This is a genomic window from Shewanella sp. SW24, assembly GCF_025653395.1.
GTDB classification, from domain to species: Bacteria; Pseudomonadota; Gammaproteobacteria; order Enterobacterales; family Shewanellaceae; genus Shewanella; species Shewanella oncorhynchi.
In genome coordinates this window covers 17,459-32,561 of the sequence record NZ_JAKKSH010000040.1, presented here as the reverse complement: position 1 = coordinate 32,561, position 15,103 = coordinate 17,459, and the positions used below count along the sequence as shown (strand labels likewise).

Below are 15,103 nucleotides of genomic sequence, written 5' to 3'. Positions count from 1 at the left end.
TGCCTATCGAGAGACATGTGAAAATCCGAAGTTCTGCAACGCCATTTGACCCTCAATACCAAGAATACTTGGTGAAGAGAAAGTCCAAAAGGCTAGCTCGCAACTCTTGGAACGAACCTGCTCTGACTGCTTTATAAGTTGCTGGGTATCAAACGATGCTTTTGTGGAGGCTTGAGCCGTATGCAGTGAAAGTTGCACGTACGGTTCTTAGGGAGACGGCACTTGGTAACAAGTGTCGTCCACCCGACAATATCTTTTAGCCAGATGAACAGTTCAATGGTCGTTAAGATTGCCATTGTTGCAACAGTGGCCGTTGGCAGTATGTCACTGGGAAAGCAATGACAATTAACGCGTCATGCGCGTCACTAAACTGTCTTGCTTTCGGGCTGAATTGAGTTAACGCAATCTTTCGGGGTTGATGGCTTAGTGATTTGGCTTAGTGATTGGAAAATTGGCTGGTTAAGTCCAGCCTAATCCAAATCAGTATTCCTAGGTATTAAATAGCGCCTTCAAACCCAAGCTGACGCCACGCTTCATAGCTGATAATTGCCACCGCATTAGACAGATTCAAGCTACGGCTGGTGGCCGCCATGGGGATGCGTAGTCTCTGCTCAGTGGGGATAGATTCGATAATCGCCATCGGTAAACCTCGGGTTTCTGGGCCGAATAGCAGCACATCGTCTTTGGCAAAACTCAGCTCAGTATGCGGGCGACTCCCCTTAGTGGTGCAGGCCATAATGCGCTTGCCAGCCATGGCTTCGAGGAAAGCATCGAAGTCTTTATGGCGAGTCACATTGGTTAAGTCGGCATAGTCCAAACCCGCGCGGCGTAGCTTTTTCTCTTCTAGATCAAAACCTAATGGCTCAATCAAATGCAGCTGGCAGCCATTGTTTGCGCAAAGGCGAATGATATTACCTGTGTTAGGTGCGATTTCTGGCTCATAGAGTGCGATATGGAACATACTGGCCCGCCTGTAGAAAATGACGGCTGATTATACGGCAAACGGTGCCCAAGCGCAGTGTCTGTTGTGGGTGGATTTGGCTAAGTTCATGCAATAGAGGTTGTAATCGGTGGAATTGTTATCTCAAGGCTTGCCTGTTTTATTATCTCAAAGTAATATATCTCAACATCAAGATACTTTTTAAGAAGTCATTATGCCCTTTATTATTGCGTTACTCGCTCCTGTATTTTGGGGGACGACCTATGCGTTAGTGAGTCTCTACTTACATGACATGTCGCCCTACTGGGTAGCCGTGTGGCGTGCCTTGCCTGCGGGGATATTAATGCTGATGCTGCGTCCTCGTTTGCCAACTTTGGTTTGGTCAAAGCTTGGTTTGCTGGCTTTTTGTAATATCGGTGCCTTCTTCACTTTGCTATTTATCGGCGCGTATCGTTTGCCGGGCGCGGTGGCGGGAACCTTAGGGGCTACTCTGCCGCTCATCTTCTTAATACTGGCTTGGCTCATTGATAAAAAACGCCCAGGAATGAAGTGGTTATTATTAGGTTTGATGGGATTAGGTGGGGTCATTTTACTGCTTAACCCTTCGGCGGATCTCGATCCTATCGGCGTACTTTGCATGCTGAGTGCCACGACGTTAATTGCCTTTTCTTCTCGCTGGATGCAAAAGTGGGATGTGGGTGACTTTTTAGTGCTGACCGCGTGGCAGCTATTATTAGGCGGTTTGATGTTGATCCCACTGGCTTGGTTTATGGCAGGGCCACCGCAGCTACCGAGTATGACGCTTGTACCTTCACTGATATGGTTAGTGATTGCCAACACCGCCGTTGCCTATTGGGCTTGGCTATGGTCTATGCGAAACTTAGGGCCAGAAATCATGGGTATGGTCGCTTTAGTCAACCCTGTAGTTGCCGTATCATTAGGGGTCATGATTGTGGGGGAAACTTTAGATATGCGCCAATGGATGGGAATAGCTGTGATTTTATTGTCACTGTTATTGATGAAGTTACCGCAGAATTTAAGGTTAAATCCATTTAAAAAAGTGCAACCTTAGTCATTATTTTGGGGTGAATGAGGCATAGATGCTAAAACGTTTGGATCTGAATTTACTGCCCGTACTCGAAATCCTACTTGAGGAACAAAGTGTGACCGCTGCAGCTGCGCGGTTGCATTTGAGCCAGTCGGCGGTGAGTAAACAGCTCACACGTCTGAGGGAAGTGTTTGATGATCCTTTATTTGAGCGTACCGCCTACGGCCTAAAACCGACGCCCAAGGCTTTGTCACTCGCACCTGAGTTGCGCCAATGCTTACAGCAATTGGCGCAATTTACTCGGCCGGATACCTTCGAACCCGCCTTGAGCCAACGACAGTTTAGAATGCATTTGGTCGAAACCACCTATTCGCTGACCTTTCCCCATTTTATGCCCATGTTGCTCACCCAAGCGCCCGGTGTGAGTCTCAATTGCCAAACGTGGCGACTCGATACCATGGACAGATTACTGCGCTGCGACATCGACTTAGCCATAGGTTGCCGCGAGTGGGATGAGCGTTCACCCATGCATGTGAATAATATTCCCGATGACTTATGCCATGTTGAGTTAGTGCAGGATTATCCCGTGTGTTTGATGCGTCGTGATCATCCGGCGTTAACACAAGAATGGAATTTAGATACCTTCTTGAGTTATCGCCATCTGCAAGTGGCCTTTGGCGGTTTAGAGCATTGGTTGCTGGATGATGTGTTGCAACTCGAGGGCCGTCAGCGGGATATTGCCGTGAATATGACCGACTTTCAGAGTGCTCTCACCCTGTGTGAACAGAGCGATTTGATCCTCTGTGCACCTTCGCGCTATGCCTTGGCTGTGATGAAGTCTTTTGAGCTTCAGTCTTTACCATCACCCATCAAGCTGATCCCCGGTGCGTATTTATTGATGTGGCACAAACACTTCGAACACGACTTGAGCCATAAATGGCTGCGAGAGTTGATTATTAGCCAAGTGCTGCGTTCGATTACACCTCAGTTTTAGGCAGTTTTAGGCAGTTTTGGTGCGGCTAACCAAGTGATTAATGCGGGCAAGATATTTTGCCCATCTGCTAAGCCTTGCTGATAGACGGCGGTTACTTTCCCGATGTTGCGATCGAGCCGCGATAGGTTAAGTGGTTGCGCTGGGCGGATCACAAAGGCGTTATTATTCGCAACGGCTTGGTTTAACTCGACTAATGCTTGATTATAAACATGATGGCGTTCACTTAGCGCATGGGCAACGGCGGGGTAGTGTTTATAGGTTTTGCGGGCTAACCAATTCATTTTCATCGAGGATTTTTGATAATGCTCATCTTGAGTCAAGATCACCACTTGGCGTGCATAACCATCTTTGCGTGATTGCGCTACTGGTATCGGTTCGCCGATGCCGCCATCGAGGTAATGGTGTTGGTTAATCACGCTGGGTTTAGACATAAAAGGCAGGCTAGAGGAGGCAATGAGCACGTCGAGCAATTTATCGTGTTCATTAAAATCGGCCATCCCAAAGTAATCGGTTTTTCCTGTGTTGCAGTTAAAGGCGCCGGCCTTGAATTCGGTATTACTATTTAAAAATGTATCAAAATCAAATGGCAGCAACTCATAAGCCATGTGACGGTAGGTAAAGTCTGTATTGACATAATTACCCGTTGCCAGCCAATGGCGGATGCCCATATAGCGTTTGTCATTGAGATATTGCTGCTGAATGTGGAGATTGCGACCAAATTGGCGGGATACATAGGACGCGGGATAAATGGCACCTGCAGATACCCCAATTACATAGTTGAAGTGAAGTGACTGCTGTAAAAACGCGTCTAATACACCTGCGGTATAAATGGCCCTGAGGCCACCACCTTCCAACACTAAGGCCACATCTTTCATCGAGTTACATCTTTTTATCGGTTTATCACCGCAGAATACCCCAGCTTAGCGCAGAAATGAATGCGTGTAAGGTATCCTCAAGATGCGTGACCAACATCAAGATGATGTGACTTTTTCTTAGTTTTAATTGGTAAGATATTGGTTACGTTATCGTTTACGCCATCTTTTTGATGGCCCAGATTAACATGATAGGCTTGGTGAAAATCTGCCTGACTAAAGTATTGGCTAAGTGCATTGAGCGCTTCTTTCACTTTTGCGGGCTGCTTATCTCGCGCCGACGTTACGCTATAAACACTGTAGGTATTGAGTGACCATTCGGGTAATAGGGTGACAAGTTGGCCGCTTTCGAGGTATTTGTGTACTTCAGGTTCGGGCAGGGCGGCAAATCCTAGACCATCGAGTGTGAGTTGAATTAACGCCTGCATATTGTTGACGCTAATTCGCTGGCTTGTCAGTTCAAAACACTCTTGGCTGAAGGCGTGGGTTAAGATATCGCCTTTAGCATAAGTGTGATAGATCCGATTTAATTCAGTTAATTCCTTTGGGTGGCTAAGGTTTTTATGCATTGGCAGATAATTAGGTGAGGCGCACAGTAACATACGCCAATCGGCTAAATGGCGGGCAATTAGGTTGGAATCCGATAAGGGGCCGATGCAAATCGCCAGATCGATACCGTCGTTGACTATATCTATCGGGCCATCTTGCAGCAGTAAATTCAAACTTATCTGTGGATGTGCTGCCAACAGGTAATGAAAAGGTTCGCTTAACAGGCCGCCGCCAAATCCTATAGGCGCGGCAATCTTTAATTCCCCTGATGGAATACCTTTCAAGTTATTAAGTTTCTGCTCTGTGCTTTCGACTATCGCTATGACCTTGCGGCAATTCTCGTAGAACAAACTGCCCGCTTCGGTGAGCGTGAGGTTGCGGGTATTGCGGTGGAACAGGCTGATCCCCATGTCCATTTCGAGCTTGGTCACTTGCTGACTTACCGCTGACGAGCTGAGATTTAATTGCTGCGCTGCGGCACTCATTGAGCCCTTTTCTGCGATTGTCGCAAAAACGATCATCCCTTTGATCATGTTTTTATTCATTTTTAAGTAACTCTTACAAGTGAATACCTAAAGTCTAACTTGAGCTGATTGTAACATAGAGATACATTGCCGTATTGAAAATTGTTCTCATTTACAATCTTTGCTCAATGGAGACTTGTCGGTTATGTTGTTAAGTCGTAAGAAGTACCTCGCTCAAGTGATCACCGCTTTATGTTTGTTGCCCACAGTACCAGTAACTAATGCCCTTGCGGATACCGCGTCAGATAAAGAAAAGATGATGGAAAGAATCGTGGTGACTGCATCGGGATTTGAACAGCAAATTCGCGATGCGCCGGCTTCTATCAGCGTGATCACCCGTGAGGATCTGGATAACCGTTTCTACCGCGACTTAACCGATGCCATGTTAGAAGTGCCCGGCGTGGTGATTACGGGCGGTGCAGACCGTCAGGATATCAGTCTGCGGGGCATGGGTAGCCAATACACGTTAATTTTAGTGGATGGTAAACGCCAATCCTCGCGCGAGACACGGACCAACAGTGACGGCCCAGGCGTTGAAGGCGCTTGGACGCCACCATTGGCTGCTATCGATAGAATTGAGATCGTTCGTGGGCCTATGTCGTCACTTTATGGTTCGGATGCCATTGGTGGGGTAATTAACATTATCACTCGCAAAGTGCCAAACGAGTGGCAGGGTGAGGTGCGACTCGACAGCACTTTGCAGGAAAAGTCTGACTCGGGAAATGTGTATCAAGGCAACTTTTTCGTCAACGGTGGTTTGATCAAAGATCTGCTAGGGATGCAACTTTATGGTCAATATACCCAGCGTGAAGAAGATCAAATCTATGGTGGTTACCGAGGTCGCGATGCGACTAACTTGACCGCGAGATTTGCGCTCACGCCCAATGAAAATCACGATATCATGTTTGAAGTTGGTACTTCTAACCAAGAACTCGACAGCAGTTTAGGTAAAACCGTCACACCGTTAGCACCGGGCGAAGCCTGTGGTCGTCGCGGTTGCCCTGAATCTTCAACGACAGAATATGAAAACAGCACCTTCTCCCTTTCACATACAGGTCGTTGGGACTTTGGTACTTCGGATAGTTATATCAAGCATGAAGTGTTTGATAATAAATCCCGTAAGATGAAAACCACTAACACGGATGCGCAATCTAGCCTTATCACTACGTTAGGCCAAAGTCATACAGCGACCTTTGGCGCAGCATTCAACCATCAAGATCTCACTGACGAAACAGGTAACCAAGTGAGTGACTTAACTGATATTAGTCGCAAACAATGGTCGGTGTTTTCTGAGGATGAATGGCGCATTGTCGATAACTTTGCTCTGACCATGGGGCTGCGTTTGGATGATGATGAAAACTTTGGTAATCATGTCAGTCCGCGCGTTTATGGCGTGTGGGGATTAACCGACAGCACCACCTTAAAGGGCGGTGTATCAACAGGGTTTAGGGCGCCGAGTTTGCGCCAGACAGTGCCCGACTGGGGACAAGTCAGCCGTGGTGGCAACATGTACGGTAATCCAGATTTACAACCTGAAACTTCAGTTAACTATGAGTTAGGTTTGTATTCTGATCTGACCGAGAGCATTACCGCCAGCGCGGGTGTGTTCTATAACGAGTTTAATGACAAGATCACTCGCGTAGCCTGTCCTGCGACTCAATGTACAGATGGTCCAAATCAATTTGGTTCTAATCCAACGACTTATGTGAACGTCGACGAAGCTGTGACCCAAGGGATTGAACTGAGTATCGACTATCGCATTCGCTCAAACTTGAGTTTGACAGGTAACTATACCTATACGGATTCGGAGCAAAAGACAGGTGTTTATAAAGGTAGCCCATTGAATCAATTGCCTAAGCATTTGATCCAAGCGTCTTTCAACTACGAGCCTATTGATAATTTAAGCACTTGGTTGAGGGTGAATTACCGTGGCGAAGAGAGCCAACCGACGACAGGACCTTCATCGAGCAGTTTAATCGCCCCTTCTTATACTCTGCTGGATTTGGGGGCTAACTACCAGTTGAACGATAGCCTGAAATTTAGCGCGGGCATTTATAACGCCTTCGATAAGGAAATTACCCAAGAGGAATACGGTTATATCGAAGATGGCCGCCGTTACTGGTTAGGTATGACCTATAGTTTTTAAATTAAAAATAGCAAGTTATAAAGAGGCCAGCACTTAGCTGGCTTCTTTTTTGATTATTCAAAATTCGGTTTACGAATAAACAGGACGCTGAGATCTTGCTTTGGCGTGAACTGTTTTTGCTGGAACTCAAAGGTGAGAGGGTCAGTTTTTTTAAGCTCGCCATCAAAACACAAGCTAATGAGATCTGTGGGCTGGGATTTTTCTAGGGTGAGTTTGAAGTCCTTAATTGACCCTTGCCAGTTATTAGCTGTGACCAAAATATAGCTAAGATGGCTCCATTCGACGCCAATCTCCTGATCTTCACCGTCTTGTTTAACGATAAGGTTGCGCTTCCTAATGCCTTGCTTGGCGCTTTCATCTAAACAGGCCAGTTCAGTGTAAGTATCAATAATACTACTGGCAGTATCGGGGGTGCCCGTTGAGAGGCTTGGCGTGTAGCTATGGCTGATAGCGACAGATTGGCCCGCGGGAAAGGTTTGTTCCCACACAAAGTAATCACTTAGGGTAAAGGCGATTTGTTGGTCCTCATCCAACCATTGCTTGGGGAGCGCGGGTTTGCCCTCGGGGACTTCGGCATATTCGGCAAAGTAAGCGACTTCATCTACACCCCAGCCAAGCTGTTTCAGCTCGGCTGAAATATCGGTTTTATCGGCAAGTTGGGCAACCAGCCTGTGCTGAGTTGGCTGGGTATTACCATTCACTTTAAGGGTGAAATTATCAATGCTGCTGTGATCGGCGGAGCCAAAAAACATCGGTGGCATGGGGAAGGCGATGGGGACGATAAGATCCTGCGAACTGGTGTTGGTAAACACATAATCGACCCTGACTTCGGTCTCGCTGATGAAGAGGGACTCTTTATCCATACTGATATTAGGCTGATATTTCAAGGTAATAGAGCCATTAGCATCGCCAAAACTACTGTCGTTGGCAGAGGCAGTTTCTCCGTAGACGAGTAAAACTATAGCAAAAAGGGGTATGGCTAAGTGTGCTGACATGAACTTCTTAACTCTAGTTGGATGTTTTAGTATCAATGGGGAACGATTATTGCGCGCGGGCGAGGTCGATGGCCGCACTTATCGCATTTCGCGCTTGTGGGCTATTTTTCCAGCAAGTGGTGCGCAGCATGCTGGCGACTAAGTTAGCAATATCATCCACTTCGTGTTGGGCGAGTTGTTGTAGTGAGCTGATACCAATTTCTTCGAAGCGTTTAATTACCGTCGGGCCAACGCCTTTGAGTGCTAATAATGCTTGTTTTTCTTGTTCATTAAAACCCATAACGAATACTCCTTTATTGTTGGGATTGTGCTCAATTAATAGTACTGGGCAAGATTACCTTTAAACCGAGTTAACAAAAAGGCCCTCGAAGGGCCTGTTTAGTCTTTATGAATCAACAATCATCAATAAGTGTTACATATCACAGGGTTTGAGCGGTTTACGCAACTGGGCGCGCACGTTATCCATGCCTGAGTAAAACTCTTTCATCATCAATAGACCCATCATCTTGCCGTTATCGGTGACGATCAGATTGTCGGGATCTGTTGGGTCGTTTTTGATGGCGCCAATCAGTTTCATCGACGTCATTTCTTTAAATAAGGCGGTATCTAAATTGACGCCAAAGGTTTCGCGGAAATATTTACGCGATAAACGGCCGGAGAACATGCCCAGCAAAAAGCGATATTGCATCACGTCTTTTTTGCTGTAGTTCTTTTGTTGCTCGACACCCATTTGACCCGCTGCGATGCGTTCTTGGTACTTACGTAGCGAGAAAGTGTTCACATAAAGCGTGTCATTTAAGAAACTAAATGAGCCCGAACCTACCCCTAAGTATTCGTCGTAATCAATAACGTATTCGTCAAATCCTTCGTCATCGGTTTTACCAAATGCCCATGCAGATAATTGATTATATTGACCATTAAGACTGTTTAATATTTGGCGATATTGGTTTGCCATATCCGCTTGCGGCGCCGCTAATTTGCCTTTAACGCTCTTACGGGTTTGATGAGTGATCATCAGCGGATAGGTGGTAATTTGTCTTGGGTCTAAGCGCGATGCCATGTCGAGATCGTGTTGGATCACTTCATCGGTTTGGCCGCGGAAACCAAAAATCAAGTCGACGTTGATAATAGGGAACAACTCTTTGGCACCCATGATCTTGTCGAAGGTTTGCTGACCCGTGCCGAATTTATCGAGTCGGTCGGTCATTTTTAAAATATCGTCATTAAAGCTTTGCACGCCGATAGACATGCGATCCACTAAGCCTTTGAGCTGTTTAAAGCCTGGGCTGTCTAAATGCTGCGGATCGGACTCGCAGGAGACTTCTTTAATGCTAGGAAATAGGGTTTTAGCGTGTTCTATGGTACGGGCTAATTCGTCTTCTAATACCGTGGTGGTACCACCACCAATGTACATAGATTCAAAGTCATAGCCGAGGGCCTTGACCATTTCCATCTCTTTACGTAATGAGATGAAGTAGGCACGCGCCTTGTCTTCCTTAAACATAAAACGGTGGAAGGTACAGTAAGAGCACAGGGTATGGCAGAAGGGAATATGTGCGTATAGCATATATTTTTTGCCTTCAACCGGTGCTGGCATCATTTCTGCGGAAAGCGTATCGAGGCGAAGATTCTTATCGACATAGTACTGCATGACCCGTTCCATCGAGCCGAGCATCCAGTTAGGGACGGTAATATTCGCTTGATAAGGCGTTGCGATAGCGCCGCTGAGCGTTTGAATAACTGATGACATAACGATTCCTATCTGAGAGTGCTAACCGTAAACACCGAAATTGCTTTAGGTAATTCACGACCACCTAGCGCAATAAGACTACCTCGTATGTAATTGTTAAAACGTGAACTGGTTATAAGTTACGGTTTCCTAACAAGGAAATCACGGGCTTTTTGTTAAGCAGATCATGTTTTAGCGATTGAGAATGCATTTTTATCATACATTTTTTAGCGGAATTTATTGTAGATTTGCGGGGTTAGCTTACCGCGTCAGTCTAAATGCTGAGATTGAAAATCACCATTCTAGGCATTTTGTTGCTGGCGGATTAGCGCTTGTCTATCCAAGGGACGGCTGTCATCATCCGAACGATAAAAATAACCTCTTGATGTAAAGGGCCCACTATGTTGGCAAGCGTAAACCGTTTCTTCCCGCTGTTGGCACTGATAGGCGCAATGACAGCTTATCTGATGCCTAGTTGGTTTACTGAGCTTAAATCCGCCATAGTGCCGCTGTTGGTGATCATCATGCTCTCTATGGGGCTCACTTTAGATCTTCAGGATTTTGCTAATGCATTCAAACAGAAACATGCTGTACTCGCAGGACTCGTGCTGCAATTTTCGGTCATGCCGCTCAGTGCATTATTGATCAGCCTGTTATTAGGGTTAGATAGGGAACTCACCATAGGCATGGTGTTGGTGGGCAGTGTTGCAGGCGGCACCGCCTCTAATGTGGTCTGTTATTTAGCGAAAGGTGACGTGGCTTTATCGATAACCATGACGGCACTATCAACCTTAGCGGGCGTGGTGTTAACACCACTGATTATTAAGCTGTTGATTGGGGAAATGATCGATATACCCTTCGCCGATATGCTGCTGAGTTTAGTGATAATTGTGCTGATCCCTGTCAGCGTTGGCGTGATTATCAATCATTTTTTTAAATCGCTGGTGGCTAAAGTCGCTCCTGCATTGCCACTGATTTCTATCTTGGCAATTGTGATGGCGATTACGATTATCGTGGCGTTAAATGCCAATCAGTTTGATAAAGTTGGCCCCATTATTCTGCTGGCCGTGTTCTTACATAATGGTCTTGGTCTCGCCTTAGGCTATTTCTGTTGCCGTTTATTAGGCTTTAACCACACAGTCTGTAAAACTATCTCCATCGAAGTTGGCCTACAAAACTCCGGTCTTGCCACTGCTTTATGTATTAAATTCTTTAGTCCTATTTCTGCCATTCCCAGCGCGATATTCTCGATATGGCATAATTTGTCTGGCGCCATGTTGGCGGGATATTGGGCGAGGGAATCGCAAGATTAATAAGATGTTGCTGTCGAAAATAGATAATTCCTGTGGCCTAGCAAGCGAGGCCACAGGCTTAAAATGCTGTGACTAATTAACCGGTAATGGGGTCTCGACAGGCATGAGTGTTAGCTGCAAGATATTTTCTTGCCGGCTTAATGCCAGTGGCAGTGTGTAGTTGGGAAAGCGTAATCCGAATACGGCACCTTGTTGTAACAAGTGATACAGCTGATCTGTCATGGTAATCGTTAAACTGGCGCAGCCATGTTCATCGACTCTGCCTTCTAGTGGTAAGGCGATTTTGTCAGCTAAGGTTAGATACGCCGCCATACGCCAGTGAGAGTTTTCTCCAATATTGTATGTGCTGCCATGCAGTTGGTTGTAGCCTAAACCACAGGCCTGCAAGCTTAATTGGGTTTTGGCCGCTGTTCGCAGCGAAATAATCTGTTGTCGCTGCTGTGCCAGAAACTTACCCCACGCTAGCCGATGAATAACTGAGTCAAGTGAGATGGGAACATACTCATCTTGCTGTTTTAGTGCATTAAAGCGGGCAATGCCCTGTTCCAATTTAGTGAGATCGTCTTCATATTCCAGTTGTGCCTTAAGCAGATTATATGCGGGCGTTTTAGCTTGTTCCATGCCGGCTAACGCTGCTTTCTCGAAGTATGCCAGTGCTTTCACTTTATCGGCTTCTGCGCCCAAACCGCGCTCTTCCATGCTGCCTAAATGATAGTTAGCTATGGCAACTTGACGCTTAGCACCTTGTAAAAATGCGGCTTTCGCGCCGCTGTAGTCATTTTCATTCAACAGCAGAGCGCCGTAGTTTGTCCACGCCGTACCATCATCTGCTGCCATACCCAATTCTAGCCACTTTATGGCTTGCTGGCGTAACTGCGGGATGTCGAGACTTTCTCTTTCGCTGCCGACACTTTGCATCGCCATTAAGTACGCGCGCAGATACTCGCGTGAGGCATTATCCAGATAGAGGTTATCGGGTTGGAGTTCAAAGGCTTGCCCAAAGTAACTCCCCGCTTGCTGCGCCGCAGTGATTGCTTTCGCTAGATAGAACCTTGAGCTGGGATCTGCCGGACTGTGTGCTCGTCCTAGGTTATATAAGGTCGGTAGCTTAAGACCCTGCGCCAGTGCTTCTTCTAACAAGGGGATGGCCTGCGTTTTGCTATCATTATCCAGCGCCATGCTGCCTAGATTATGGCTGGCACGGGCCGAACCTAAGGCTCTGGCTTGTTCATAGTATTGGCTGGCGGTGGCATTGTCTTGCGTGACGCCACGGCCGAGATGGTAGGCTTTACCCAGTAAGAATAACGCCTCAGCATTGTTCTCTGCTGCTTGCTGCTGTGCTTGTTGCAAGAAAGCGTCGTATTGTTGTTGCTCAAATAACTGTTCCAGCGCGGACTTTTCTGCGGTTGCTGCAAAGCTTACGGTCAACAGTAATAGGAGAGTAGCAATAGTGAATATCTTCATAACATCCTTGTCGTTAAGCGGGTACTTGCAAGCGGTAGTGCGATTGAAGTTGGCTAACATAGTGGTTTGTTATGCTACAAGCAAGCCTTGCGGTTTACCACTGTGTTATGGACAGGCGGATGAATTGCAGCGGTAGCACTGCCGTGTGTTGGCGTTACATGGAAGCCGACGATAGCTAATCGTTGATTAGCTGAGTCCGAAGTTTTTTAGTGGTATTTAATATTGTGGGAGTGGGAGATGGGCAATACGTATCTTCATTGCTGAACTATAGGCTTCACGCCCTTATTATTGGTTTAGCACTGTTGACACTGAATCAATTTAATCATTTTTTGGTAAATAATTTTTCTAAAAATACAGTATTAATAATAGGTTATTTTTCTTGGCTGCGATTTATATTGCAGGTGTGTGACTCGCCTTATATCTCATCTAAAAATCTGACAGCCCAATAATTTTTGTTATTAGGCCGCAGATTTAAAAGCTTTTTTCAGGGAGCCTAAACCTAAAGCTTAAAATGCGAGACCACGCCGACGAGTTGTTCCTTCGTCGCGGCCAAAGAGGTTGCGCTATTGAGGGTGGCTTTACCGCTTTGATTCAGTTCATCGACCATTTCACTAATGGTGGTCAGATTACGGTTTATCTCTTCGGTCACAGCGCTTTGCTCTTCTGCTGCGGTGGCAATTTGATTACTGAGCCCATTAATATCGAACACATAAGTGGTCAGGGTATCAAGGTTTTCCGTCACTAGATTGGTGGTATCGGCGGCTTGCTGGCAACTGTGTTTCGTTTGCTCCATTGCGGTTACGGCGGCATTGGCACCAAGATAAAGTTGTTCCAGCATCTGGTTGATTTCTGCGGTACTTGCTTGAGTGCGTGCGGCCAGTGAGCGAACTTCATCGGCGACAACAGCAAAGCCTCGACCTTGTTCACCTGCACGGGCGGCTTCGATGGCTGCATTAAGCGCTAGCAGATTGGTTTGATCGGCAATTTCACCTATTACATTCAAAATCGCGGCGATATGACGGGTATTTTCGTTCATATCATTAATCGCATCAGCAGCGACATCGACTTTAGCGACCAAGGCTATCACAGTGTTGGCAGCTTGTTCGACGGCTTGCTTTGATTTATCCGCTTGCGCATTTGCTTGTTGAGTAAACTGGGCTGCGGATGCAGCATCACCCGCGACATTATGGGCCGTGGCGCTCATTTCAGTCATGGCTGTCACGACTTGGTCTGTTTCGACGGCGTGGATTTGCAGTGCATGATTATTGGCATTTGACTGTACATTCAATTGCCCAATTTGGTCGGACATATGATCCGAGGCTTGGGTAATTTCAGACATAATTTCACGTAGATTACCTATCACGCTGTCGAGATCTTCTGCGAGTGAGCAGAGCTCATTTTGTCCTTTAATATTTGTTTTATGAGTTAGGTCGCCATGGGCAAGACGTTCCATTACCCGTTTTATCTCATTGATTATGTGGACGAGTTGTTTACTCATAATGAGGGCGCTGAAGAGTGACGCTACAATCGCGAACAAGATCAATCCCAGTAGGATGCTTTCTGTTGAGGTGACTTTATCTTCAGCTTGTTTGCCTAACTCATGATTTCGCTGAGTGATCAGCGCGACTAATTGGTTGATTTGATTACTGACCTTAGGCCCGAGCGCTGCACGCTCAGCGGTTAGCTCAGGTACTGCTCCAGTTTGTTTAGCGAGTGCCAGTTCTTCTTGGTAGAGACGAACATAATGTTCTGTTTGTGGTAAAAGAGTGTGAATAGCTTGAGCATCAGCGCCCATGAAGTCGGTATTAAATTTGGTCAGTTGAGAGACAAGTTGTGCGACATTATGTTGTTGATCGGCGATAGCTTTACCGTTGTGGACTAAGGTGGCTAAGCGCAGCTCAAAAAAGGATTCTCGTACTGTAGTGAAAGTTTCTGCGAGCTGAGTGTTGTCGACTAGGCTTTTACTGGTCTCACCGAGTTCGTTAAAACTGCGATAGCACGAAATACCTATGATGATCAGTAAGATACTTGTAAACACTGATGGCAATGCCGTCAATGTACTGGTTTTGGCATTTTTAAACATGGTGACCTTCTAGGATAAAAAGCAGCAATGCGTAATTTAATTACACTATAGGTAATTTTAGCGTGCGCGTGAGCTAGCCAGCAAGAGAGTATTTTATGGGAATTTCTACTAAGATACTGTTTTTAATTGAATTGTTTTATTGGTGTTGCATCTGGTTGGTTGCTAAGTTACGAAATGTTGTGTTGTTTAAATTCAAATTTTATCTAGATGATTGTTTTTATTATTAAATACCTATGATACATGCAATTTTTTTTACAGTGATTTAGCATTTAAATTGGTCTTTGTGATCTCGTACTCAAATGCTATAAATGATTCAAAATGTAATTCAGACATATACTTAAAGCCGATGACTCATGCTGAAATAAAAGCCCCCGCCAGTAGTGATTGACGGAGGCTCTACGTTTGCTAGTGGCTAAGTATTTTTTGAATACCTACAACTAGATTTC

12 protein-coding genes are annotated in these 15,103 nt (G+C 45.9%); 4 read left to right on the top strand and 8 right to left on the bottom strand.

From position 1 onward, the window contains the following. Positions 1-496: 496 nt before the first annotated feature. A complete protein-coding gene (gene trmL, locus L5M17_RS21300; RefSeq protein ID WP_113940306.1) occupies positions 497-961 on the bottom strand; it encodes a tRNA (uridine(34)/cytosine(34)/5-carboxymethylaminomethyluridine(34)-2'-O)-methyltransferase TrmL in 465 nt (154 codons plus the stop codon). Positions 962-1,154: 193 nt separating this feature from the next. Between trmL and L5M17_RS21295 the strand changes: the two genes are divergently transcribed. Beyond that, complete coding sequence (locus L5M17_RS21295; protein ID WP_173248142.1) at positions 1,155-2,012, top strand: DMT family transporter; 858 nt, start codon at positions 1,155-1,157, stop codon at positions 2,010-2,012. A gap of 28 nt (positions 2,013-2,040) precedes the next feature. Next, complete coding sequence (locus L5M17_RS21290; RefSeq protein ID WP_113940308.1) at positions 2,041-2,982, top strand: LysR family transcriptional regulator; 942 nt, start codon at positions 2,041-2,043, stop codon at positions 2,980-2,982. Here the strand turns inward: L5M17_RS21290 and L5M17_RS21285 are convergent. Beyond that, a complete protein-coding gene (locus L5M17_RS21285) occupies positions 2,979-3,857 on the bottom strand; it encodes a patatin family protein (protein WP_263149081.1) in 879 nt (292 codons plus the stop codon). The genes L5M17_RS21290 and L5M17_RS21285 overlap by 4 nt on opposite strands. A 77-nt stretch (positions 3,858-3,934) precedes the next feature. Beyond that, the gene (locus tag L5M17_RS21280) at positions 3,935-4,948 is read right to left on the bottom strand and encodes a LysR family transcriptional regulator (RefSeq protein WP_263149079.1); all 1,014 of its coding nucleotides are present in this window, start codon (positions 4,946-4,948) and stop codon (positions 3,935-3,937) included. A gap of 124 nt (positions 4,949-5,072) precedes the next feature. Here L5M17_RS21280 and L5M17_RS21275 point away from each other — a divergent pair, with 124 nt between their 5' ends. After that, positions 5,073-7,073 (top strand): ligand-gated channel protein, encoded by a 2,001-nt coding sequence (locus L5M17_RS21275; protein ID WP_263149078.1) that lies wholly within the window; start codon positions 5,073-5,075, stop codon positions 7,071-7,073. A gap of 53 nt (positions 7,074-7,126) precedes the next feature. Here L5M17_RS21275 and L5M17_RS21270 read toward each other — a convergent pair whose 3' ends face one another. From L5M17_RS21270 to L5M17_RS21260, 3 genes are all read right to left on the bottom strand, one after another. Then, positions 7,127-8,068: a DUF4424 domain-containing protein gene (locus L5M17_RS21270; protein WP_263149076.1), complete on the bottom strand. Its 942-nt coding sequence runs from the start codon at positions 8,066-8,068 to the stop codon at positions 7,127-7,129. A 46-nt stretch (positions 8,069-8,114) separates the two neighbouring features. Continuing rightward, the gene (locus L5M17_RS21265; protein WP_011787794.1) at positions 8,115-8,348 is read right to left on the bottom strand and encodes a hypothetical protein; all 234 of its coding nucleotides are present in this window, start codon (positions 8,346-8,348) and stop codon (positions 8,115-8,117) included. Positions 8,349-8,480: 132 nt separating this feature from the next. Further along, positions 8,481-9,818 carry a coproporphyrinogen III oxidase family protein gene (locus L5M17_RS21260; RefSeq protein WP_105250563.1) on the bottom strand — a complete coding sequence of 446 codons (1,338 nt, stop codon included), beginning with the start codon at positions 9,816-9,818 and terminating at the stop codon, positions 8,481-8,483. 380 nt (positions 9,819-10,198) lie between these two features. On the opposite strand from L5M17_RS21260, the gene L5M17_RS21255 reads away from it, so the two are divergent. Further along, positions 10,199-11,110: a bile acid:sodium symporter family protein gene (locus tag L5M17_RS21255; RefSeq protein ID WP_263149075.1), complete on the top strand. Its 912-nt coding sequence runs from the start codon at positions 10,199-10,201 to the stop codon at positions 11,108-11,110. Between the two features lie 72 nt (positions 11,111-11,182). Here the strand turns inward: L5M17_RS21255 and L5M17_RS21250 are convergent, their stop codons facing one another. Both L5M17_RS21250 and L5M17_RS21245 read right to left on the bottom strand, forming a co-directional pair. Beyond that, positions 11,183-12,574 carry a tetratricopeptide repeat protein gene (locus tag L5M17_RS21250; RefSeq protein ID WP_263149072.1) on the bottom strand — a complete coding sequence of 464 codons (1,392 nt, stop codon included), beginning with the start codon at positions 12,572-12,574 and terminating at the stop codon, positions 11,183-11,185. 499 nt (positions 12,575-13,073) lie between these two features. Next, positions 13,074-14,657 carry a methyl-accepting chemotaxis protein gene (locus tag L5M17_RS21245; RefSeq protein ID WP_263149069.1) on the bottom strand — a complete coding sequence of 528 codons (1,584 nt, stop codon included), beginning with the start codon at positions 14,655-14,657 and terminating at the stop codon, positions 13,074-13,076. Positions 14,658-15,103: the final 446 nt, after the last annotated feature.

Excerpts from the sequence above, each read along its gene's own strand:
- trmL (WP_113940306.1), bottom strand. The coding sequence starts at position 961 with ATGTTCCATATCGCACTCTATGAGCCAGAAATCGCACCTAACACAGGT.
- L5M17_RS21295 (WP_173248142.1), top strand. The coding sequence starts at position 1,155 with ATGCCCTTTATTATTGCGTTACTCGCTCCTGTATTTTGGGGGACGACC.
- L5M17_RS21290 (WP_113940308.1), top strand. The coding sequence starts at position 2,041 with ATGCTAAAACGTTTGGATCTGAATTTACTGCCCGTACTCGAAATCCTA.
- L5M17_RS21285 (WP_263149081.1), bottom strand. The coding sequence starts at position 3,857 with ATGAAAGATGTGGCCTTAGTGTTGGAAGGTGGTGGCCTCAGGGCCATT.
- L5M17_RS21280 (WP_263149079.1), bottom strand. The coding sequence starts at position 4,948 with ATGAATAAAAACATGATCAAAGGGATGATCGTTTTTGCGACAATCGCA.
- L5M17_RS21275 (WP_263149078.1), top strand. The coding sequence starts at position 5,073 with ATGTTGTTAAGTCGTAAGAAGTACCTCGCTCAAGTGATCACCGCTTTA.
- L5M17_RS21270 (WP_263149076.1), bottom strand. The coding sequence starts at position 8,068 with ATGTCAGCACACTTAGCCATACCCCTTTTTGCTATAGTTTTACTCGTC.
- L5M17_RS21265 (WP_011787794.1), bottom strand. The coding sequence starts at position 8,348 with ATGGGTTTTAATGAACAAGAAAAACAAGCATTATTAGCACTCAAAGGC.
- L5M17_RS21260 (WP_105250563.1), bottom strand. The coding sequence starts at position 9,818 with ATGTCATCAGTTATTCAAACGCTCAGCGGCGCTATCGCAACGCCTTAT.
- L5M17_RS21255 (WP_263149075.1), top strand. The coding sequence starts at position 10,199 with ATGTTGGCAAGCGTAAACCGTTTCTTCCCGCTGTTGGCACTGATAGGC.
- L5M17_RS21250 (WP_263149072.1), bottom strand. The coding sequence starts at position 12,574 with ATGAAGATATTCACTATTGCTACTCTCCTATTACTGTTGACCGTAAGC.
- L5M17_RS21245 (WP_263149069.1), bottom strand. The coding sequence starts at position 14,657 with ATGTTTAAAAATGCCAAAACCAGTACATTGACGGCATTGCCATCAGTG.